Source organism: Acidovorax sp. K2F, assembly GCF_025246485.1.
In the GTDB taxonomy this organism is placed as follows: Bacteria; Pseudomonadota; Gammaproteobacteria; order Burkholderiales; family Burkholderiaceae_C; genus Acidovorax; species Acidovorax delafieldii.
Genome location: NZ_JAOBSQ010000034.1, coordinates 97,425 through 119,755 on the forward strand (window position 1 = coordinate 97,425; position 22,331 = coordinate 119,755).

19 protein-coding genes are annotated in these 22,331 nt (G+C 65.9%); 13 read left to right on the forward strand and 6 right to left on the reverse strand.

Annotated elements, in window-relative coordinates:
• Positions 1-102 precede the first annotated feature (102 nt).
• The 6 genes from N4G42_RS12270 to N4G42_RS12295 all read left to right on the forward strand — a co-directional run bounded on the left by N4G42_RS12270 (position 103) and on the right by N4G42_RS12295 (position 5,968).
• Complete coding sequence (locus N4G42_RS12270) at positions 103-1,119, forward strand: NADP-dependent oxidoreductase (protein ID WP_260667353.1); 1,017 nt, start codon at positions 103-105, stop codon at positions 1,117-1,119.
• Entirely contained in the window at positions 1,119-1,571 is a 453-nt protein-coding gene (locus N4G42_RS12275; protein WP_260667354.1) for a GNAT family N-acetyltransferase, read from the forward strand. Before N4G42_RS12270 ends, N4G42_RS12275 begins: the two co-directional genes overlap by 1 nt.
• A 53-nt stretch (positions 1,572-1,624) precedes the next feature.
• Positions 1,625-3,301, forward strand: coding sequence for an isovaleryl-CoA dehydrogenase (locus N4G42_RS12280; RefSeq protein ID WP_260667355.1), 1,677 nt, complete (start codon positions 1,625-1,627; stop codon positions 3,299-3,301).
• 30 nt (positions 3,302-3,331) lie between these two features.
• Positions 3,332-4,273 carry a glutathione S-transferase family protein gene (locus N4G42_RS12285; RefSeq protein ID WP_116750021.1) on the forward strand — a complete coding sequence of 314 codons (942 nt, stop codon included), beginning with the start codon at positions 3,332-3,334 and terminating at the stop codon, positions 4,271-4,273.
• 148 nt (positions 4,274-4,421) lie between these two features.
• Positions 4,422-5,327, forward strand: coding sequence for an SDR family oxidoreductase (locus N4G42_RS12290; protein WP_260667356.1), 906 nt, complete (start codon positions 4,422-4,424; stop codon positions 5,325-5,327).
• 50 nt (positions 5,328-5,377) lie between these two features.
• Entirely contained in the window at positions 5,378-5,968 is a 591-nt protein-coding gene (locus N4G42_RS12295) for a methylated-DNA--[protein]-cysteine S-methyltransferase (protein ID WP_260667357.1), read from the forward strand.
• Positions 5,969-5,974: 6 nt separating this feature from the next.
• Here the strand turns inward: N4G42_RS12295 and N4G42_RS12300 are convergent, their stop codons facing one another.
• A complete protein-coding gene (locus N4G42_RS12300; RefSeq protein ID WP_056746246.1) occupies positions 5,975-6,757 on the reverse strand; it encodes an IclR family transcriptional regulator in 783 nt (260 codons plus the stop codon).
• Positions 6,758-7,000: 243 nt separating this feature from the next.
• Between N4G42_RS12300 and N4G42_RS12305 the strand changes: the two genes are divergently transcribed.
• The 3 genes from N4G42_RS12305 (at position 7,001) to N4G42_RS12315 (ending at position 10,102) form a co-directional block, all read left to right on the forward strand.
• Positions 7,001-7,954, forward strand: coding sequence for a TRAP transporter substrate-binding protein (locus N4G42_RS12305; protein WP_260667376.1), 954 nt, complete (start codon positions 7,001-7,003; stop codon positions 7,952-7,954).
• A gap of 129 nt (positions 7,955-8,083) precedes the next feature.
• Positions 8,084-8,533: a type II 3-dehydroquinate dehydratase gene (locus tag N4G42_RS12310; protein ID WP_260667358.1), complete on the forward strand. Its 450-nt coding sequence runs from the start codon at positions 8,084-8,086 to the stop codon at positions 8,531-8,533.
• A 543-nt stretch (positions 8,534-9,076) separates the two neighbouring features.
• Positions 9,077-10,102 carry a diguanylate cyclase gene (locus N4G42_RS12315; protein ID WP_260667359.1) on the forward strand — a complete coding sequence of 342 codons (1,026 nt, stop codon included), beginning with the start codon at positions 9,077-9,079 and terminating at the stop codon, positions 10,100-10,102.
• Positions 10,103-10,120: 18 nt separating this feature from the next.
• Here the strand turns inward: N4G42_RS12315 and N4G42_RS12320 are convergent, their stop codons facing one another.
• The 3 genes from N4G42_RS12320 to N4G42_RS12330 all read right to left on the reverse strand — a co-directional run bounded on the left by N4G42_RS12320 (position 10,121) and on the right by N4G42_RS12330 (position 12,192).
• Positions 10,121-11,206, reverse strand: coding sequence for a DUF72 domain-containing protein (locus tag N4G42_RS12320; protein ID WP_260667360.1), 1,086 nt, complete (start codon positions 11,204-11,206; stop codon positions 10,121-10,123).
• A 46-nt stretch (positions 11,207-11,252) separates the two neighbouring features.
• Positions 11,253-11,657: a hypothetical protein gene (locus N4G42_RS12325; protein WP_260667361.1), complete on the reverse strand. Its 405-nt coding sequence runs from the start codon at positions 11,655-11,657 to the stop codon at positions 11,253-11,255.
• Positions 11,658-11,898: 241 nt separating this feature from the next.
• Positions 11,899-12,192, reverse strand: a complete 294-nt coding sequence (locus N4G42_RS12330; RefSeq protein ID WP_260667362.1) for a DUF4148 domain-containing protein — start codon at positions 12,190-12,192, stop codon at positions 11,899-11,901.
• A gap of 276 nt (positions 12,193-12,468) precedes the next feature.
• Between N4G42_RS12330 and N4G42_RS12335 the strand changes: the two genes are divergently transcribed.
• The 3 genes from N4G42_RS12335 to N4G42_RS12345 all read left to right on the forward strand — a co-directional run bounded on the left by N4G42_RS12335 (position 12,469) and on the right by N4G42_RS12345 (position 17,029).
• The gene (locus N4G42_RS12335; RefSeq protein ID WP_260667363.1) at positions 12,469-14,838 is read left to right on the forward strand and encodes a Tex family protein; all 2,370 of its coding nucleotides are present in this window, start codon (positions 12,469-12,471) and stop codon (positions 14,836-14,838) included.
• 87 nt (positions 14,839-14,925) lie between these two features.
• Entirely contained in the window at positions 14,926-15,756 is an 831-nt protein-coding gene (locus N4G42_RS12340) for an HDOD domain-containing protein (protein WP_056063447.1), read from the forward strand.
• A gap of 100 nt (positions 15,757-15,856) precedes the next feature.
• The gene (locus tag N4G42_RS12345) at positions 15,857-17,029 is read left to right on the forward strand and encodes a patatin-like phospholipase family protein (protein WP_260667364.1); all 1,173 of its coding nucleotides are present in this window, start codon (positions 15,857-15,859) and stop codon (positions 17,027-17,029) included.
• A 60-nt stretch (positions 17,030-17,089) separates the two neighbouring features.
• On the opposite strand, the gene N4G42_RS12350 is transcribed toward N4G42_RS12345, so the two are convergent.
• Together N4G42_RS12350 and N4G42_RS12355 are read right to left on the reverse strand one after the other, a co-directional pair.
• Positions 17,090-19,912, reverse strand: coding sequence for an EAL domain-containing protein (locus tag N4G42_RS12350; protein ID WP_260667365.1), 2,823 nt, complete (start codon positions 19,910-19,912; stop codon positions 17,090-17,092).
• A gap of 268 nt (positions 19,913-20,180) precedes the next feature.
• Positions 20,181-21,317 (reverse strand): iron-containing alcohol dehydrogenase, encoded by a 1,137-nt coding sequence (locus tag N4G42_RS12355; protein WP_056063438.1) that lies wholly within the window; start codon positions 21,315-21,317, stop codon positions 20,181-20,183.
• A gap of 96 nt (positions 21,318-21,413) precedes the next feature.
• Between N4G42_RS12355 and N4G42_RS12360 the strand changes: the two genes are divergently transcribed.
• On the forward strand, positions 21,414-22,283 hold the full coding sequence (locus tag N4G42_RS12360; RefSeq protein WP_260667366.1) for a 2-keto-4-pentenoate hydratase: 870 nt from the start codon (positions 21,414-21,416) through the stop codon (positions 22,281-22,283).
• The last annotated feature ends 48 nt before the right edge of the window (positions 22,284-22,331 follow it).

Here is a 22,331-nt window from a genome sequence, read left to right on the forward strand (position 1 = left end):
GGTCGCCAGCAGGTTTTAAAGCCTTTTTGCCTGCAAGCGCAATGGATATATGCGCTGGCAGCTATCAAAAACATAGTGTTTAATTTTCTGAAGGAGCTTTCCATGCCACGCAACCAACAAATCGTTCTCGACAACCGTCCCCAGGGCGAAGCGGTGGCCAGCAACTTCAAGCTGGTCGCGACCGACACGCCCGCGCTGCAGGACGGCCAGGTGCTGGTGCGCCACCACTACCTGAGCCTGGACCCCTACATGCGCGGCCGCATGAACGAGAGCAAGAGCTACGCCGCGTCGCAGGCGCTGGGCGAAGTCATGATCGGTGGCACCGTGGGTGAAGTGGCCGAGAGCAAGCATCCCAAGTACGCCGTGGGCGACAAGGTGGTGGGCATGGGCGGCTGGCAGGAATACAGCGTGGTCAATGCCGACCAGCCGGGTGCGCTGCGCAAGGTGGACACCACCCATGTGCCGCTGTCGCACTACCTGGGTGCCGTGGGCATGCCGGGTGTCACGGCCTGGTACGGCCTGGTCAAGATCATTGCGCCCAAGGAAGGCGACACCGTGGTGGTGAGCGCCGCCACGGGCGCCGTGGGCAGCGCTTTTGCGGCCCTCGCCAAGGCCCGTGGCTGCCGCGCGGTGGGCATTGCGGGCGGTGCCGACAAGTGCAAGTACGCAGTGGAAGAACTGGGCTTTGACGCCTGCATCGATTACAAGGAATACAGCGACGTGAAGGCGATGTCCAAGGCGCTGAAAGAAGCCTGCCCCAATGGCATTGACGGCTACTTCGAGAACGTGGGCGGCTGGATCATGGACGCCGTGATGCTGCGCATGAACGCCTTCAGCCGCATCGCCCTGTGCGGCATGATCGCCGGCTACGACGGCGCACCGCTGCCCATGGCCAACCCCGCACTCATGCTCATCAACCGCATGAAGGTCGAGGGCTTCATCGTGAGCGAACACATGGAAGTCTGGCCCGACGCGCTCAAGGAGCTGGGCACGCTGGTGGGCACCGGCAAGCTGCGCCCGCGCGAAACCATTGCCCAAGGCATTGCCGCCGCGCCCGAGGCCTTCCTGGGCCTGCTCAAGGGCAAGAACTTTGGCAAGCAACTGGTCAAGCTGATCTGATGATGCTGAAGTGGACCTGGGCCCGCTTCGACGACCTGGGCGTGCATGCGCTGCATGACGCCCTGGCCTTGCGCTGCAAGGTCTTCATCCTGGAGCAGGGCCCCTACCAGGACCCGGACGAAGCGGACAAGCAGTCCTACCACCTGCTGGGCTACGACGAGGCGGGTACGCTGCAAGCCTGTCTGCGCGTGGTGGACCCGGGTGTGAACTACCCCGAGCCCTCCATCGGCCGCGTGGTCACCGCCAAGGAAGCGCGTGGCAACGGCACAGGCCGGGCGCTGATGCAGGAGGGCATTGCCCGCTGCAGCCAGGCGTGGCCGGGGCGTGACATCCGCATCAGCGCGCAGGCCCATCTGCGGGGCTTTTACGGCAGCCTGGGCTTCGAGGCCGTGTCCGACGAATACCTGGAAGACGATATCCCGCACGTTGAAATGCTGCGAAAGGCGGGCTGACGCCGCCGCAGCCCCCTCGACCATTCACCCCGCCCACCCGTGAAGGAGCCGACATGACCCTGCCCACCGCCACCCTGGCGCGTACCCATGACGTCTTCAACCAGAGCACGCCATGGGCGGATGTGAACCTGTTCACCACCAACCTGCCGCTGCAGGATGCGTTGCGCCTGCATGCGCCCGGACTGGGTGTGGCGGGCCTCACGGCGCTGGGTGCCGAGATGGGCTCGGCCGAGATGCTGACCCACGCGCGCCTGGCCAACACCCACAAGCCCCAGCTGCGCACACATGACCGCTTTGGCCACCGCACGGATGTGGTGGAGTTCCACCCCAGCTACCACGCTTTGATGGGCGCCGCGCTGCGCCACGGCCTGCATGCCACGCCCTGGTCGCGCCAGGACACGGGCCACGCGCATGTGGAGCGCGCGGCGGGCTTCATGCTGTTCACCGAGGCCGAGCCCTCGGTGCTGTGCCCCGTGTCGATGAGCTACGCCGTGACCCCGGCACTGCGAGGCAATTCAGCGGTATGGGCGGACTGGAGCAAGGGTTTGGCGAGCACGCAGTACGACCCGCGCCTGGCGCTGTTCTCGCAGAAATCCGCGCTCACCATGGGCATGGGTATGACCGAGAAGCAGGGCGGATCGGACGTGCGTGCCAACACCACACAGGCTGTCCACGACGGCGACGATGCCTGGGGTGCGCGCTATCGCATCACGGGCCACAAATGGTTTTTCTCGGCGCCCATGTGCGATGCGTTCCTGATCCTGGCGCAGGCGCCCGGCGGGCTCACCTGCTTCTTCCTGCCGCGTGTGTTGCCTGATGGTGGCGAAGGGGCGGTCAACACCATTCGCATCCAGCGCCTGAAAGACAAGCTGGGCAACCACGCCAATGCCAGCTCCGAGGTCGAGTTTATCGGCGCGATGGCCTGGCGCGTGGGCGAAGAGGGCCGGGGTGTGGCGCAGATCCTGGAGATGGGCACCATGACGCGGCTGGACTGCGCGCTGGGCACCAGCGGGCTTATGCGGCAGGCGCTCAGCATTGCGCTGCACCACACGCGCCAGCGCTCGGCCTTTGGCAAGAAGCTGATTGAACAGCCACTGATGCGCAATGTGCTGGCCGATTTGGCGCTGGAGAGCGAAGCCGCCACCGCGCTGTCAATCCGCCTGGCCAGCGCCTTCGACAAGAAGGCCACTAGCGAGCACGAAGCCGTGATGGCCCGCCTGCTCACACCCGTGGCCAAGTTCTGGGTGTGCAAGCGCGGCAGCGTGTTTGCGCAGGAGGCCATGGAATGCCTGGGCGGCAACGGCTATGTGGAAGAGGGCGGCGAAGGCGTGATGGCTCGCATCTACCGCGAAATGCCGCTCAACTCCATCTGGGAAGGCGCGGGCAACATCATGGCGCTGGATTTGATGCGCGCCGTGCGCCGCGCCGACACCGCTGCCGCGCTGGACGCCGAACTGGCACCCGCACGCGGCGCTCACCCGGCGCTGGACCGTCTGGCCGGCGCACTGCCCCTGCGTGTAGACGCCATGACCACCGAGGCCGAGGCCCGGCGACTCGCCCAGGATGTGGCGTTGGCAGTGCAGGCGGCCCTGTTGTTGCGCAGTGCGCCCGGCGCAGTGTTCCGAGCGTTTTGCGACTCGCGCCTCTCTGGTGACTGGGGCTACAGCTTTGGCACGCTGGGCGCGGGTGTAAACCTTGACGCCATCTTGGACCGCGCACTTCCGGCCTGAGCCATTCCACAGAATTTTGCGGAGAAACCCATGTCCCACCTCATCCTGCACCACTACCCCTCGTCCCCGTTTTCCGAAAAGATCCGTGCGGTGCTCGGCTTCAAGCAGCTGGCCTGGAAGTCCGTCATCATCCCCAGCGTCATGCCCAAGCCCGACGTGGTGGCGCTGACCGGCGGGTATCGCAAGACGCCGTTCTTGCAGATCGGCGCCGATATCTATTGCGACTCGGCCCTGATCTGCGATGTGCTGGAGCATGAGCATCCCGAGCCCGTGCTGTATCCGCCGCATCTGAAAGGCGTGTCGCGCGTGTTTGCGCAGTGGGCCGACACCACGCTGTTCTGGGCTGCCATGGCCTACAACCTGCAGCCCAAGGGCGCCGCCGTGTTGTTTGCCAACCTGCCGCCGGCGGCCGCGCAAGTGTTTGGCGAAGACCGCCGCGAGATGAGCGCGGGCATGCAGCGCCTGCGACCGGCCGATGCCACGGCCGCCTACCGCTCTTACCTGCGGCGTATTGCGCACATGGCCGAGGAACACGACTTTCTGTTCGGCGCCGAGCCTTGCCTGGCCGACTTTGCGGCCTACCACCCGCTGTGGTTCACGCGCCAGTGTGTGCCCGTGATGGCCGACATCTTTGCCGCCACACCCGCCGTGCTGGAGTGGATGGACCGCATCGCCGCACTGGGCCATGGTCGCATGGAGAAGTTCAGCGCCGCCGACGCCATCACCGTGGCCGCGGGCATGGAGCCGCTGCCGCTGACCGACGACGTGTTCCAGGACGAGCACGGCATCCCGCTGGGTACCCAGGTCACGATTGCCGCCGAGAGCTTTGGCACAGAGCCCACGGAAGGTGAGCTGATTGCCGCCACCCGCACCCGCTACACGCTGCGCCGTACCGACCCGCGGGCGGGCACGGTGCACGTTCACTTCCCCCGCATCGGCTACGTGCTGCGGCCGGTGACGTCGGCGTCCTGAAAAACACCCGCCTTTTTGATCGCATTGCGCCCGATGCGCTCTGCGTGTTCGGGCGGCGTTGGCCGAAGCCGTGTGTCGGCATCAGCGCCCTCCCGTGTTTCACGACTGCACCCCATCATCCATCGACAACCCCTAGGAGACACAAAACATGATCGACAACTTTGCCGGCAAAACCGCCGTCCTCACCGGCGCAGGCTCGGGCTTTGGCCTGGAATGCGCGCGCATTGGCGCCCGCCTGGGCATGAACCTGGTGCTGGTCGATGTGCAGCAGGACGCGCTCGACGCTGCAGCGGCCGAGATGCAGGCCGCAGGCGCCCAGGTGCTGGCGCGCAAGGTGGACGTGTCGAACGCCGCCCAGATGGAGCAACTCGCCGCCGACGTGCAGCAGCGCTTTGGCGCACCGCACCTGGTGTTCAACAACGCAGGCGTGGGCGCGGGCGGCCTGGTGTGGGAAAACTCGGTCAAGGACTGGGAGTGGGTGCTGGGCGTGAACCTGTGGGGTGTGGTGCACGGCGTGCGCCTGTTCACCCCCATGATGCTGGCGGCGGCCAAGGCCGACCCCACTTGGCGCGGCCACATCATCAACACCGCCAGCATGGCGGGCCTGCTGGCGGCGCCCAACATGGGCATCTACAACGTGAGCAAGCACGCAGTGGTCAGCCTGTCGGAAACGCTGTATCAGGATTTGTCGCTGGTCACTGACCAGATCGGCGCCAGCGTGTTGTGCCCGTTCTTTGTGCCCACCGGCATCAACCAGAGCCACCGCAACCGCCCCGGCGACCTGCCTGCCGAAAAGCCCACCAAGAGCCAGCTCATCGGCCAGGCGATGAGCGACAAGGCCGTGGGCAGTGGCAAGGTGACGGCGGCCGAGGTCGCGCAAAAGGTCTTCGACGCTGCTGCCCAGGGCCAGTTCTACATCTACAGCCACCCCAAGGCCCTGGCCTCGGTGCAGACGCGCATGGAAGACGTGATGATGGGCCGCAACCCCACCGACCCGTTTGCCGCCAAGCCCGAGCTGGGTGCACAGTTGCGGGCAGCGCTGAGGGCTGATTGAGCCAGAGGCGCTTGATTTACATGCCCTGAATGCTATTCAAAAGGTAGCAAATGGCCGCAGAGCTGCACGCCAACGACACGGCGCACCGCCCCACAGGCGGCTATGCGCTGTTCCCCACGGCCATCGGCCACTGCGGCATTGCATGGCGGGGGGCGCTGCTGGTGGGGGTGCAGTTGCCGGAAGACGCGGGCGAGGTGGCAACGCGTGCCCGCATGCAGCGCCGGTTTCTGCAGCTCGCCGACGCTGCGATGCCACCCAATGTGGCAGCTTGGGCAGCACGCGTGGTGGCCCTGCTTGAAGGTGCGCAGGACGACCTGCGTGATGTGCCCTTGGCGCTCGACGCCGTGCCTCCCTTCCACGCCCGCGTGTACGAACTGGCCCGCCGCATTCCACCCGGCAAAACCATGACCTATGGCGAGATGGCTGCCGCATTGGGCGAGCCGGGTGCTGCGCGTGCCGTGGGTCAGGCGTTGGGCCACAACCCGTTTGCGCCTGTGGTGCCGTGCCACCGTATCCTGGCGGCGAACGGCAAGACCGGCGGTTTTTCGGCCGGTGGCGGCGCCACCACCAAGATGCGCATGCTGGACATCGAGGGCGCGTTTGCGCACGAGACCCTGGCGCTGTTTGCACCCAGGGGCTGAAGGGGTTCAGCCGCGCTTTTTGAGCAGGGGCGACCCCGCGCTGGCCATGGCCAGCTCGTGCGTGGTGTTCAGCAGGGCAGGGCCCAGGGCCTGCATGCGCTCGGGCGTCAGGCGCACCAGCGGGCCCGCAATGGTCACCACCCCGATCACCGGGCCGTTGCCTTGCCGGATGGGTGCGGCCATGGCCGTCATGGCCGGAGCAAACACCTCGACGATGGTGCTGAAGCCCTGCTGCCGTGCGGTGCGCAGGTAGGCCAGCAGGGCCTTCACGGTGGTGGGGGCGTTGGGGCCGTAGTCCTCGGGCTTGCCAAAGCCCTGGCGCGCCACCAGGGCCAGGGCCTCTTCATCGCTCATCGTGGACAGCCAGGCATGGCCAGCCGAGCTGCACGACAGGTTGACCGACAGGCCCATGTCCGGGTCGTAGCGCAGGCCGCGCACGGCCCCTTGCGCCTTGGCCACAAAGGTCAGCGCGTCGCCATCCACCACCGCCAGACGCACCAGCTCGCCTGATTCGGCGGCCAGCCGGTCCAGCAGGGGCTGGGCAATGTCCACCACGCCCGTGGCGCTCAGATAGCCCAGGCCCAGCGACACCAGCTTGATGGTGAGCATGTAGTTGCCCTGGCTCTGGTCCTGCCGCACGTAGCCGCAACGGATCAACTCGGCCAACAGGCGGTGCGTGGCGCTCAGTGGCATGTCCAGTTCGGAGGCCAAGCTCGACAGGGCCTTTCCTTCCGGGTGCGGTGCAAGATGCTCCAGGACTTTGAAACTGCGTTCAAGGATGCTGCTCATGGCGGGGGCTCTTCGTGATCGTGAACCGGTTTTTCCAGGATACCCAGGCGCTGGTTCTCCGGGCGCAATGTATCAAATATTGTTAAAGGGTTTCTACTGTGGAAACAGTTTCCACTTTATTCATACGATGCAGTTCCCGATGCACTCCGGGCCTGGTGTGCACATTGCTGGTCTCTTTTTGTTGGAGAAGTCCCTGTGAAAAAAACTGCTTGCCTTCTGGCGGCCGCTGGCCTGTCCTTCTTGATGGCGCTGCCCGCCGCCGCGCAGCAGGAGCGCGTGATCCGCTTCGGACACCTGAACAATGCCGACCATCCCGTGAGCTTTGGCGTCAAGCGTTTTGGCGAGCTGCTGGCGGCCAAGAGCGGCGGCAAGATGAAGGTGATGGAGTTCCCCGCCTCGCAGCTGGGCAACGAGATGCAGCAGCAGTCGGCGTTGCAGGGCGGTGTGCAGCAGATGTCGGCCCCGGCGACCACCTCGCTGGTCGGCATCGTCAAGGAATTCGGGTTGGTGGACTTTCCCTTTTCTGTGGCCAATTTTGCGCAGGCCGATGCGCTGCTCGACGGCCCGCTGGGCCAGGCGCTGATCGCCCGATTGCCCGAGAAGGGCCTGGTGGCCCTGGGCTACTGGGACCTCGGTTTTCGCAACGTGACCAACAGCAGGCGCCCTATCACCAAGGCTGATGATTTCGACGGCCTGAAGCTGCGCGTGATTCCCAACCCAGTGTTCCTGGAGACCTTCAAGGCCTTCAAGGCCAACCCCGTGCCCATGCCGTTTGCCGAGCTGTACGGCGCGCTGGAAGCCAAGGCCGTGGACGGCCAGGAGAACCCCTATGCCGTGATCCTGTCGAACAAGATGTTCGAGGTGCAGAAGTACGTGAGCGCCACCAACCACGTGTACGCCGCCAACATCGTGCTGGTGAGCAAGAAGTTCTGGGACCAGCTCACCCCCGCTGAGCAGAAGATGATGCACGACGCTGCCAACGAGTCGCGTGCCTACCAGCGCCAGGTGAGCCGCGCTGCAGCGCAGCGTTCGGTGGGTGACCTGCAGGCCAAAGGCATGGCCTACAACGAGATCACGCCCGCCGAGCTGGCCCGCATGCAGCAGATCGCCAAGCCCGTGATCGAGAAGTTCGCGGCCACCTATGACCCGGCGATCGTCAAGCTCTACAACGACGAACTCGCCCGCATCCGCAAGTAAGAGCGCCTGGCAAAACTCTTCTGGCGTCGTTGCTGCGTCTTGTCGTGCTATTCGCACTGCCTGCGACGCAGCGCCTAGCCAGAACCGCTTCGCTGAGCTTTGTCAGCCGCTCCCAACCCTGAACACCCCATGAAAATTCTCATCCTCCACGGCCCCAACCTCAACCTGTTCGGGCGCCGCGAACCCCATATCTACGGCACCACCACGCTGGCCCAGATCAACGAGCGTTTGCTCAAGCTCGCTGCAGAGCTGGGCGTGGAGGTCGACATCGTGCAGTCCAACCATGAGGGCGCGCTCATCGACTTCCTGCACGCGAACATCGATGCAGCGCAGGGCGCACTCGTGAATCCTGCGGGGCTGACACAGCACGGCGTGCCGCTGCACGATGCCATCAAGGCCATGCCTTTCCCGGTGATCGAAGTGCACATGTCCAACATCGCCGCGCGCGAGGCCTGGCGAGCGCATTCCATCATCTCGCCCGCCGTCAAGGCAACGGTGCAGGGCTTCGGTCCCCACTCCTACCTGGCCGGGCTACGGGCGCTGGTGGACAGCCTGCGCGAGGCTGCCCAGGCTGCCTGAGCGGTGCGGGCGCACGGTGGTGGGCGTTCAACGTGTCCTCTGAAAATTCGTAGTTCAGTGATGGACCAGCGCTGACTTTTGCCGTGCTGGTACCGAGCGGCGGTTGCCCGACGGTTTTTAGTCAAATCGGCCGCTGGCGATTGCATGGATTGCTTCATTCAACTGCGCCCCGTGGGCCCCCGATGCTGTCCAGACCTTGCCCCGTACGTACGGTCGTTGCTTGCGGCCCATATGCGCCGCCAGATGGCGACACCGCGCGGCGTGGGGCGAGCACCTCTCAGCACTGGCGCCGCGCCGGTGTGTCTGCCATAGACCGCAAAAGCATGGCGCCAGCTTCTGCAGGGTGGACAGGACAGTGACCCAGTCTGGACGCAGCACCTCTTCATCACCGTCTGGCAGCGCATAGAGACCTGTCAGACGCAGCGCCAGCAGGCCTCAAGATGGCGGTTGCGAGTGTTACATTTGTCCGTAGCATCCGCTGCAGTGAGCGCCATTTGCTGGACTGTTTTCCGAATGTCACTGTCTTCGCTGAGGAACCGTCGCATGTCTCCAGATCGCCAACGGCTCATCCGCATGCTCTTCGACGAGTACATCGAGATGTATGCCGGGCGCGATGCCCGGCTGGTGGATCGCTTCAGCGAGAACTTCAGCGGCTTTGCGGGCAGCAGCGACAAGCTCATCAAAACCCGCAGCGAATGGGTGGACATCACGCAGACCGACTTTGCGCAGGTGCCCGGGCGCATCGGCATCGAGGTGCTGGACCTGTTCCCGCAGGAACTGGGCGCCGATGTGCTGGCCATGACCGCGTTTTTTCACATTCATTTGCCCCATCCCGACCCGCTGTTTGCCAGCGAAACCGCTCGTCTTGTGGTCGTTTTTCGGCAAGAGGGTGACGACTGGAAGATTGCGCACAGCAGCATCTCCATCCCGTATGGACTGGCCCGAGACGGCGAGGTGTACCCCGTCAGCCGCCTGCAGCAGCGCAACCAGGAGCTGCAGACGTTGGTGGATGAGCGCACCCAGGCACTGGCCCAGGCCAACAACCAGCTGCAGCTGCTCAGCAACACCGACGGCCTGACCGGTATCGCCAACCGCCGCCATTTTGACCAGACCTTGGCCCATGAATGGGCTCGCGCACAACGGGCCCACGGACCGCTGTCGCTGATCATGCTGGACGTGGATGTGTTCAAGCACTTCAATGACCACTACGGCCATCTGGCGGGCGATGCCTGCCTGAAATCCCTGGCCCTGACGCTGGCACAGACCGGGGGACGGCGCGATGGCGACCTGGTGGCGCGCTTTGGCGGCGAGGAGTTTGTGGTGCTGCTGCCCGGCGCCGATGCCCGGGTCGCCCTGGAGATGGCCCAGCACATCCAGCAAGCCATCGAGGCGCTGGCCTTGCCGCACGAGGGTGCGCCGTGGGGCATCGTGACGGTGAGCTTCGGCGTGGCCACCATGGCGCCACAGCGCGAGCAGTTGGCCGAAGAGCTGGTACGCCGCGCGGACCGCGCGATGTACCGTGCCAAGCAAGGCGGCCGCAACCGCATCGAGCAGGCGCCGGAGCAATAAAACGGGGTGGGTCGGGTTTTACCTGGCCGCCAGCCGAGCGAATTCTTGCGCCACGCCCCGCACCGTGAGCGGCGCACAGCCTTCGGCATGGTTGCTGATGGTCACGAAGGCGTTCTGTCCACGGCCTGTGATGCCTGAGATCACTGCGGCCAGTGCCGCCCGGGTGTCCAGGTCCGGGTGGTGCAGGCGGTCGTAGGGTTCGTACATCCGCTCGGCGTCTTCATAGCCGTAGGGGCCGTGCACAGGGTTCAGGTTCCAGCGGCACACCAGCGGGCCAGGCCACAGCGCACGCAGCATGGGCAGTTGGTCGTGGAGCGGCGGCATCTTGGCATGCAGCCCCAGGCAATAGGTGGCGCCCGCTTCACGCAGCACGGCCGCAAAGTCGGGCGTCAGCCACTCGGGGTCGCGCACCTCCAGGGCAATCACCCCATCGGGCGCCAGTGGTGCCAGCGGGGGCAAGGCCAGCAGCATGGCACGCAGGCGATCCAGCAAGGCGGGCATGCGATCGAGCTGCGCCAGCGGCAGGGGGCTGAGCTGGAATACCAGCGCGCCCAGCTTGTGGCCCAGGCCCTGGAGCGCCGGCTCCACACATTCGCTGCGGGCCAGCTCGGGGCTGAGGAACGCCGGGTTGGGCTGGCGGCCGCGTCCGTCTTCGCTGCGTACCAGTGCATCCGTCACCACGCTGGGCGCCTTGACCACAAACCGGAAGTCGTCGGGCACCTGCGACGCATAGCGCTCGTACTGGCTCACCGTGAGCGGCCGGTAGAAGCTGCGGTCGATGCTCACCGTGCGCATCAGCGGGTGCTGGGCGTACACGGCCAGCCCCTGTTTGGACAGCTGCGTTTCGGAATGCTCGCCCTCCCACATCAGGCCTGTCCAGCCGGGGTAGGTCCATGACGAAGTGCCCAGGCGCAACTGGCGGGGCAGGGCGGCGGCGAGGGCCGTCAGCGCATCGTCGGGAACGATCGGAGCGACTGTGCTGGACCGGGTACGCCGTGCCGTCGACTCAGCGCCTTGCTTGGGTGATGGTGCCGATGGCCCGTTGGCCGGCATGTCTGCCGACGGGGGCTTGGGCAGCGTGTCGCCAAAAAGATCGTCTTGCATGCGCTGCGGTGGGGCGGTTTGGTGCGGTACGGCGGGGCAGGTTGCGTTACACGCCGCCAAACAGCCCGCTCTCGTCCAGCAGGTCAAACGTGATCTGGGGGTGGGTGTCCATGCTTTTCTTGATGGCAGCCGGGATGGCCTGCCGTGTCTTGCGGCACAGGCCCGGCTGTTCGTGCACCAGGATCGCAATGCCCCGCAGGCTGCGCACCTCGTTCGGGCTTTGGGTGATGGACAGGCGGATGCCCAGTTGCTGCTCCATGCGCTCCTGCATCCTGCGCAGGTCGGCAAGACTGCCCAGGTTCTCCAGGCGCTCCAGCATCTTCTTTTCTTCGCTGCGCGTGAGCCTCAGGATGCGCAGATCCCCCCCCGGTGCTTGCATCAACGCCTCCCGGTCGCACACGCAGGTGCCAGGGGGGCATTCGGTACGGATGGGGAAAGGCGGGAGGGACATGAAGCGGCGTGCGAACAGTCCTTCATTCTATGAAGGGCTGACCGTGCCGAGCGTGTGGCCACCCGCAAGTCCATGCGGCCCAACAACAAAAAGGGCTCCCTAAAGGAGCCCTTTTTGCCTGCCCGCCCCTGCGGTTCAGTTAACACTTCCCATGGCAGCAGCACCCGCACCGCGCGAAGTGCCACAACCCTGGGAAGTCCCGCAACTGCTTCAAACCAATCTCAGCAGTTGGTCTGCCAAATTACATGGCGCTGAATTCGCCCGAAGGGATCTGGCCGGTGCGCACGGCTTCGGCAGCCTGTGCGCGCACGGCAGCGCGGTCAGCGGTGGACTTGTAGGTCACCACACGCGAGCCTGCGGGTTCCATGTTGTGGGTCTTGGCTTCCACTACAGCTTCGGCTTGCACTTCAGCGCGGGTGCGGTTGGTGTCGAACTTCAGGGCAAATTGCGAGCCATCGGCTTCATCGGCATGGGCAACAAAAGCGGCGAAAGCGGCAACAGCGGCGACGGAGAGGAAACGGGCGGTCTTGTTCATGATGAAAATCCTTAAAAAAACTTAAAAAGCGTCTCAAAAAAGCCGGGTCAAAAACCATTCCTGAACCGGGTTCGGTGAGTCGCCTTTCGGGTTCGGCTCATCGATGGGTTGAACTGTACGCCGATGGTGTTCAGGGAAAAACCACTCAGTCGCAAACTAACTGTTCCAGTATTGGGAACAATCCGCCGAGCGGTCTGAGAGCTGCCAAACCGCCTGTGGCAAACTCGCGCGCTTCGCATTTTTGTTTGACCGAGTCTCAGAGAGTCCGCCCCACCCATGCAGCAGATCGTTCGGCAGTTGGCCGCAGAAATCAAAGTCAGTGAACAACAGGTGCGCGCAGCGGTGGAGCTGCTGGATGGCGGTGCCACGGTGCCCTTCATTGCGCGCTATCGCAAGGAAGTGACGGGCGGGCTGGACGACATTCAGCTGCGCGAGCTGGAGGCGCGCCTGTCCTATCTGCGCGAGCTGGAAGACCGCCGCGTGGCCGTGCTCAAGGCGATTGACGAGCAGGGCAAGCTCACTGATGCACTGCGTGCCGCCATTGCGGCCGCCCCGACCAAGCAGGAGCTGGAAGACATCTACCTGCCGTTCAAGCAAAAGCGCCGCACCAAGGGCCAGATCGCCCGCGAGTTCGGCATCGAACCGCTGGCCGACAAGCTGTTTGCCGACCCCACACTGGACCCGGCCGTCGAAGCTGCGGCGTTCACCAAGCCACCCGAAGTGCTGGATGACGGCAAGCCCGGTGCCGATTTCTCTACCGTGCCCGCTGTGCTGGATGGTGTGCGCGACATCCTCAGCGAGCGCTGGGCCGAAGACCCGGCGCTGGTGCAGAACCTGCGCGAGTGGCTGTGGGCCGAAGGCCTGCTGCGCAGCAAGAAGGTGGACAGCAAGAACGAGAACGACCCCGAGGTCTCCAAGTTCCGCGACTACTTCGACTACGACGAACCCATCGGCCGCGTGCCCTCGCACCGCGCGCTGGCTGTGTTTCGCGGGCGCGGACTCGAAATTCTGGAAGCCAAGCTGGTATTGCCGGTGGAGCCCGAACCCGGCAAGCCCAGCATCGCCGAAGGCAAGATCGCCCTGCACCTGGGCTGGAGCCACCAGGGCCGCAAGGCCGATGACCTGATCCGCAAGTGCGTGGCCTGGACCTGGCGCGTGAAGCTCAGCCTCTCGACCGAGCGCGACCTGTTCGCCCGCCTGCGCGACGAGGCCGAGAAGGTGGCGATCAAGGTGTTTGCCGACAACTTGCGCGACCTGCTGCTGGCCGCACCGGCCGGCCCGCGCGTGGTGATGGGGCTGGACCCGGGCATCCGTACCGGCGTGAAGGTGGCCGTGGTGGATGCCACGGGCAAGCTGGTGGAGACGGCCACCGTGTACCCGCACGAGCCCAAGCGCGACTGGGATGGCTCGCTGTTCACCCTGGCCAAGCTGGTGGAAAAACACGGCGTGAACCTGATCGCCATTGGCAACGGCACAGCCAGCCGCGAGACCGACAAGCTGGCCGCTGACCTCATCAAGATGGCCGCCAAGGCCGACCGCGCCATCGAGAAGGTGGTGGTGAGCGAGGCGGGGGCTTCGGTGTATTCCGCCAGCGAATATGCGTCGCAAGAGATGCCCGATGTGGACGTGAGCCTGCGCGGCGCGGCCTCCATCGCCCGCCGCCTGCAGGACCCGCTGGCCGAGCTGGTCAAGATCGACCCCAAGAGCATTGGCGTCGGCCAGTACCAGCACGACGTGAACCAGAGCGAGCTGGCGCGCACACTGGGCACCGTGGTGGAAGACTGTGTGAACTCGGTGGGCGTGGACCTGAACACGGCCAGCGTGCCGCTGCTGTCGCGCGTCTCGGGCCTGTCGGGCAGCGTGGCCAAGGCCGTGGTGCGCTGGCGCGAGGCGAACGGCGCCTTCAAGAGCCGCAAGCAGCTCATGGATGTGGCCGGGCTCGGTGCCAAGACCTTTGAGCAGAGCGCGGGCTTCTTGCGCATTCGCGGTGGTGACAACCCGCTGGACATGACGGGCGTGCACCCCGAGACCTACCCGGTGGTCGAGCAGATCATGGAAAAGACTGGCAAGCCGGTGGCCGAGATCATGGGCCGTACCGACATGCTCAAGACCCTGAAGCCCGAGCTGTTTGCCAACGAGAAGTTTGGCGTGATCACTGTCAAGGACATCCTGGCCGAGCTGGAGAAGCCCGGCCGCGACCCGCGCCCCGACTTCAAGGTGGCGCGCTTCAACGACGGCGTGGAAGACATCAAGGACCTCAAGGAAGGCATGATCCTGGAGGGCACGGTGAGCAACGTGGCCCAGTTTGGCGCTTTCATCGACCTGGGCGTGCACCAGGACGGCTTGGTGCATGTGAGCCAGCTGGCGCACAAGTTCGTGAACGATGCGCGCGAGGTGGTCAAGACCGGCGACATCGTCAAGGTCAAGGTCATGGAGGTGGACGTGGAGCGCAAGCGCATCGGCCTGTCGATGAAGCTGGATGCCGCGCCACCGCGCCAGGGCGGCGACCGGGGCGCACCCCGTGACAACCGCTTTGAGGGCGCAGGCCGTGGCTACGCGCAACCCCAGCGCCGTGGGCCCGAGCCTGTGCAGCAGTCGGCCATGGCCTCCGCATTTGCGAAGTTGCAACAGGCCAAAGGCCGCTGACGCAGCCGGCTGTGCCGCCGGTGGTTTTTTGGCCGTGCAGGGGCCCATAATCGCCAGCACCTGAACCAACCACCGGCGCCGTACCCCATGGAGTTGAACGCACTGCTGGCCCAACCTGTGGCACTGCCCAGCCTTCCGCGCGCCGTGGCGCTGCTGATGAGCGAGCTGGCCCAGAACGAACCCAGCTTGCGGCGCCTGAACCAGCTGTTTGGCACCGATCCTGCCCTCGCGGCTCGTTTGCTGGAACTGGCCAATTCCCCCACCTTCCAGCTGCCCGGGCAGATCGCGGGCATCCCCGAGGCGCTGGCGCTGCTGGGCACCGCGCAGCTGCGCACGTTGGTCACTTCGGCGCCGCTGGGCACCACGTCGCGCTCTGTGCCCGGGGTGAACATGCAGCAGTTCTGGCGCTACAGCCTCAACACGGCCAAGCTCGCGCGGTCGCTCGCTGGCATCGTCCACCACAACCAGATCGCGGCCTATACCGCCGGTTTGCTGCATGCCTTGGGCGAGCTGGTGATCCATCTGGCGGACCCCGAGAAGGCCCAGTCGGTCAACACCCTGGTAGCCCCGTTTGACCTGCGCCGCGACAAGATCGAGCAACGCATCTTTGGCTACAGCTACGGCCAGGTCACTGCGGGCTGCGCGCGCCGCTGGCAACTGCCCGAGGTGGTGATTGACGCCCTGCAGCACCAGCACGCACCGTTTGACAACAAGGTCTACGAACCCCTGGCGGGCGTCATCCACCTGGCCGCCTGGCGCGCCCGCGCCCGCGAGGCCGAGCTGAACGAAAAAGAGCTGGCCGTGTCCTTCCCCGGCGAAGTGGGGCTGGCCCTGGGGCTCGATATCGACATGGTGCTGCAGCAAGACCCCATTGACTGGACCGCCCGACCGGATGCGGCGGCGGATTTCATCGTCTAGTTGCCCTGCACCAGCGTAGCGGGGGTGGCATGGAGAGGCAGCCACCGGCCGATGTCCATGGGGGGCCGTCTCACCGCAGCTGTTTGCGACAATCAGCGCCATGAAAGCACTGCGCATCCATGCTGGCCCCCGCGCCCGCCAACACCTGGAACAACAGGGCCTGCGGCCCGCTGACGTGGGCGTAATCCCGGCAGCGGCTGGCGGTCCCAAGGGACTGATCCTGGGGCCGATGGACCGGTTCATTTTTGGGGAGTGGCTGCCGCGCTCCGATCAGCCCGTGCACCTGGTGGGCGCCTCGATTGGCGCCTGGCGCATGGCCACGGCCTGCCTGCAGCAATCGGTGGCGGCTTTTGAGCGGCTGGAGCACGACTACATCCACCAGGACTACGAGCTGCCACCCGGCAAAAAGCGCCCCACGGCCGCCCATGTGAGCGAGCGGTTCGGTCAGAACCTGGAGGCCTTCTACGGTGGGCGGGTGCAGGAAGTGCTCAGCCACCCCCGCTACCGCCTGCATATCGTCACGTCCCGGGGCCGCCATGTGCTGGGGCGGGAGCATGCGCTGGGCACGCCGCTGGGGTATCTGGGGGCGTTTGTGACCAACACCGTGCACCGCAAGGCGATGGGGGCCTGGCTGGAGCGGGTGGTGTTTTCCTCGTCGGGTGCGGCCTTGCCTTTTGCCACGACCGACTACCGCACCCGGCAGGTGGGGCTGAACGCAGACAATTTCATGCAGGCGCTACAGGCCAGCTGCTCGATCCCGTTTGTCTTGCAGGCCGTGCACAACATCCCGGGCGCCCCGCGGGGCGCTTACTGGGACGGCGGCATCACCGACTACCACCTGCATCTTGCCTATGGCTTGCCGAATGTCGGTGCTTCTGAATTGATAGCTGCTCAGGCAATAAGCACTAGCGCTCCCAGCGGAAAAGGCTCAAAAACTGCGGCTGAGGCGCTGCGCGCGGGTGCTGGCGGCCTCGTGCTCTACCCCCACTTCCAGCACCGCGTGGTGCCGGGCTGGCTGGACAAGGGGCTGAAGTGGCGCCACAAGGCCACGTCCGCGCTCGACAACATGGTGGTGCTGTCGCCCGACCCGGACTGGGTGCGCCGCTTGCCCAACGCCAAGCTGCCCGACCGCAATGATTTCACCCACTACGGCACGGACAGCCGTGCCCGGGCCCAGGCGTGGCTCGCGGCCACGCGTGCCAGCCAGCAGCTGGTGGACGAGTGGCGCGAATGGCTGGAGCGGCCGGACATGGGTGCGGTGCAGCCGTTGTAGTGCGGCGGGGCCGCAGCGCCATCGTCGCCCGCTGGGACCGCTGCGCTGGCCGCAGGATTCTCAGGTCGAGGCAGACTGGCGCGCTGCCTCTTGCAACGCCCGCGCAGCATGGCGTGCAGCGTGGTCGCGGGCCCAAGGCAGCACATCGGCCGCAGGCATGGGCTTGGCAATGCCGTACCCCTGCGCGCGTTCGCAGCCCAGCTCCAGCAGCTTGGCGCAGTGTTCGGCGGTTTCGACGCCTTCGGCCACCACATGGCGGTGGAATGCAGCCGCCAGCGCCACGATGGCTTTGACGAGGGTGAGGTCGTCGCCGTCCTCCAGGATGCCGCGCACGAAGGACTGGTCGATCTTGATCGTCTCGGCGGGCAGGCGCTTGAGGTAGGACAGGGACGAAAAGCCGGTGCCGAAGTCGTCCAGCGCAAAACGCACGCCCAGGGCCTGGCAGCTTTGCATCATGCGGCGCATGTACTGCATGTCTTCGAGCGCGGCGGATTCCAGGATCTCCAGCTCCAGCCGCGAGGGAGACACCTCGGGGCAGGTGTGCAGGATGTCCTTGAGCCGCTGCACAAAGTTGGGCCGGTGAAAGTGGGGCGCTGCGATGTTGACGCTGACCTCCCATCCCATGCCCGCATCGCTCCACACCCGCATCTGCGCCAGGGCCTGGCGCAGCACCCATTCGCCCAGTTCGACCTGCAGGTCCGTGTCCTCCACCAGCGGCAGCACATGCTGCGGGCCCAGCAGCCCCTCTTGCGGGTGTTGCCAGCGCAGCAGGGCTTCGAGCCCGATGATCTCGCCCGTGCGCAGGTTGACCTTGGGCTGGTAGTGCAGCACCAGTTCGCCCGCGTGCAGTGCGCGGGCCACACGGGTCTGGCGGGTGTGCTGGGTCTGCACGGCGTGGTCGTGTTGCACGTCGAACACGTGCAGCTGGTTGCGCCCGAAGCTCTTGGCCTGGCACATGGCCTGGTCGGCATGGCGCAGCAGGGTGTCGGGGTTGGCGTCGTCCTGCGGAAACACGGCCACGCCAATGCTGACGGTGATGTTCACCAGGCGGTCGTCAATCGCATAGGGCGCGGCCAGTTGCTGCATCAGCACGGCCAGGCGCGCCTCGATGGCGGGCACATCGGGCTGTTCGCCCAGCAGCAGCACAAACTCGTCGCCGCCCATGCGGGCCACGGCTTCGTGGGCCGTGATGAACGCGCCCAGGCGCCGCGCCACTTCCTTGAGCAGACGGTCGCCCACGCGCTGGCCAAAGGTGTCGTTCACGGCCTGGAAGTGGTCCAGGTCCAGCATGCACACCGCCAGCAGCAGCTGCTTGTTGCGGGCCACAAACAGGGCGTGTGTGAGCTTTTCGGCCAGCGCTGTGCGGTTGTACAGGCCGGTGAGCGCATCGTGGCGCGCATGCCAGGAGATCTGGTGGCGCAGGTTGCGTGTTTCGGTCACGTCGCGGAACACCAGCACGCAGCCTGTGGCGTGGCCGCTGCCTTCGCGGATGGCGGCTGCCGTGTACTCGATGGCATAGCGCTCGCCCGAGCGGTGGATCAGCACTTCGTAGGTGGCCTGCTGCAGCCCGCCAGGCTGCGTGTCGCGTTCGGCGGCCGCGCTGGCGGTGCGGCTGGCGGGCTCTTCGTACAGACGAAACACGTCGTCCAGCTGCCGGCCCAGCGCCTGGTCGGCCGTGAACCCGGTCATGAGCTGTGCGGCCTCATTGATGGTCTCGATGCGCCCGCCCAGGTCGGTGGTGATGACCCCGTCGCCGATGGAGGCGAGGGTGACCTCGGCACGTTCCTTTTCAGCGCGCAGGGCTTCCTGGGCGCGCTTGCGCTCGGTCACGTCCACCAGCGTGCCGATGGTGCCAGCCAGTTCGCCGTTGGTGCTGGTGAAGGGCGCTTCGAAATAGGCCATGTCCAGTGGGGGCTGGTGGGGCGGGCGGATGCGGATCTCGTTGTCGTGCGCGCTGGCGATCCGGGCCGACCGTTCCGGGGCCAGTTCGGCCGGCAGGCTGGCCCCTGCAGCGCCGTCAGCACCTGGCTGTGACTGGAACAGGCGCTGCCATGCGCGGTTGGCGTCCAGGTAGGTGCCGTCGGCATGGCGCACAAACACGGGCAGGGGCAGGGCATCGATCAACTGGCGGGTGAAGTGCAGTTGCTCGCTTTGCTGGCGCTGTGTTTCATGCAAGGACAGCACCAAGGACTGCACCTTGCCCGCCATGTCGTTGAAGGTCTCGGCCATGGCACGGGACTCCAGCGTGCCGGTGACCTCCATGCGCGTGCTCAGATAGCCCTGGCGAAACGCATCGGTGGCCTGGGCCAGGCGCTGCAGCATGCGGGCATTGGCCCGCAGCAGCAGAGTCAGCAGAAAGAAGATGGTGAAGATGTTGAGTGCCGAGATGCGTGCCTGTACCAGCACCGTGGCCCACACCTGGTCCGCCAGGGGCTGCGGGTGGGCCGTCACCGTCAGTCGGCCCGATGTGCCGTCTGCCAGCGCGAGGCCGGACTGCTGCACAGGGGCGGAGAGGTCCAGCCAATCGGCAAACCATTTCGGAGCATTGGCGGGGTAGGGAAGGGCGTTGACCTCAATGGCTGGCTGGTCGGCCGCCTGCCACTTGATGGACGCCACTGCCGGCGCGGCCTGCGCCAGCCCCTCGGTCAGGATACGGGTCACGGTGTCGGCATCGGGCGCGGGCTCGGCGGCCAGGCGCAGCTGCAATGGGTCGCTGGCGCGTCGCAGTTCCGTGGAGCCTTGCTGCAGGGCTTCGTCAGTTTCTGCAGCCAGCAGGTAGTGGTAGCGCACCCCCGTGACCAGCAGGATGATCGCCACGATGGACACATACAGCCGGGGGTAGGTGCCCCGCAGAAGCCAGGTGGTGAGATTTCCGGTGCGCATTGACGGTGGTCCTCCCCACAACCCCTGTGGTAATGAATGGTTAATTAATTGTTGACAGCGGCGAGTCTATCTTGTGAGAAGTTGTGAGCGCGGTTTTGCCCAGCACCACCGGCGGGGTGTTGCTGATGTGTGACGTTTTGTAAAACTGCGGAGCTGCCGGCGCGCGCAAGGTGCTCCTGACAAGGGCACCGGCACGCGCTGGTTTCCCGCGCCATGGGCTGCCGCGCTCGCGTGCGCGGCAGTTGCCCCAAGGGCGACGCGGCTGGGTTCAGAGCGACTGCGCCAGCATGTCGCGGTATTCCTCGGGCGTGGCGATGCGCGGGTTGGTCTTGTGGCAGTGGTCGGCCATCGCGCCCTTGATGATGTCGTCGAACATCGCCTCGTTCACGCCCATCGCGGCCAGGCCGGTGGGCAGGCCCAGGCGGGCGTTCATGTCGCGGATGGCTTCGGGAATATCGCCTGCGCTGGCCAGGCCCATGGCGTGGGCCATGCGTTCCAGGCGCTTTTCCTTCTGCACCGATTCCGCCTGCGCATTGAAGCGCACCACGGCGGGCAGGAACATGGCGTTGAGCGTGCCGTGGTGCAGGCGCGGGTTCACGCCGCCCAGGCTGTGGCTGAGCGAGTGCACGGCGCCCAGGCCCTTCTGGAAGGCCATGGCGCCCTGCATGCTGGCGCTCATCATGTGCAGGCGCGCATCGCGGTCGCTGCCGTTTTTGGTGGCCTGCTCGATGTTCGCCCAGCCGCGCGTGAGGCCGTCCAGCGCAATGCCGTCGGCCGGCGGGTTGAACGCGGCGGACATGAAGGTCTCCATGCAGTGCGCAATCGCGTCCATGCCCGTCGCAGCTGTGAGCATGGGGGGCAGGCCCAGCGTGAGCTCGGGGTCGCAGATGGCGGTCTTGGGCACCAGGTTCCACGAGTGAAAGCCGAGCTTGCGGTGGTCGTCCACGATGATGATGGCGCCGCGCGCCACCTCGCTGCCCGTGCCGCTGGTGGTGGGCACGGCGATCAGCGGCGCGGCGCGGTCGGTGATGCGCGGCGAGCCGCCTTCGATGGTGGCGTAGTGCGTCAGCGGCCCCTCGTGCGTGGCCGCAATCGCGATGCCCTTGGCGCAGTCGATGGCGGAGCCCCCGCCCACGGCGATCAGCCCGTCGCAGCCCTGGGCCTTGTACATGTCCACGGCGGCGCGCACGGCGGCCTCCGTGGGGTTGGAGGGGGTCTGATCAAACACGGCCACCGTCATGCCGGGCAGCGCGTCCAGCGCCTTTTGCAGCACGCCGGCGGCCTTCACGCCGGGGTCCGTCACGATCAGAGGGCGGGTGATGCCCACGCGCTCGCATTCCTGCTTCAGCAGTTGGACGGCGCCGAATTCAAACTGGATCTGGGTGACGTAGTAGATGAAAGCCATGGTGCAACAAGATGTGTGAATGGGAGTGCCAGCGATTACGATAGCTCGCCAGCCTTTGAAAAGGTGCTGGGCCCACTTTATAAGGAGGAGACAGCCTTGAAAACGAAGCAAACCCTGATGGCGGCCCTGGTGACCGTCGCATCTGTGACAAGCGCCCAGGCCCAGTGCCTCACGGACGCGCAGGCCGCCGACCTGGTGGCCAACTATGTGGCCAAGACCCCGGCGGCCAACCCCGAGAACCTTTCGGACGCCGACGGCGCCTGCACACGCGGCAAGGTCAACGCCTTGCTGGCCCAGCGCATGGGCAAGGTGATTGGCTACAAGGCGGGCCTGACCAACCCCGCCGTGCAAAAGCGCTTCAACACCGACAAGCCCGTGTGGGGCAAGCTCTACGAGGGCATGGTTCTGCCCAGTGGCGCCGCGGTGGATGCAGCCTTCGGTGCCCGCCCCCTGTACGAGGCCGACATGCTGGTGCGCGTGAAAAGCGCCGCCATCAACCAGGCCAAGACCCCCATGGACGTGCTGGACGCCGTGGACCAGATCATCCCGTTCATCGAGCTGCCCGACCTGATGGTGCAGGCGCCGCCCAAGCTCAACGGCGCTGGCGTGACCGCCATCAACGTGGGCGCGCGCCTGGGGGTGGCGGGTGCCCCGATTGCGGTGCCGGCGTACCGGGGCGAGCGTTTTGCCATGCTCCAGGCCCTGGCCGACATGAACGTGTCGCTGACCGATGGCGCGGGTGCGCGACTGGGTGGCGGCAAAGGCAGCGACATCCTGGACCACCCGCTCAACGCGGTGGTGTGGCTGGCCGGTGCGCTCGCGCAGGAAGGCCTGGCCATGCAGCCGGGCGACCTGATCAGCCTGGGCTCGTTCTCTGCATTGCTGCCGCCCAAGGCTGGCTTGTCGGTGACGGCCACCTACGACGGCTTGCCCGGCGCAGCACCCGTGCGACTGAGCTTCAAGTAACCCACCCCTGATCGGCCCGCCGCCTTGCGGGCCGTTGTCTTTTCTGCC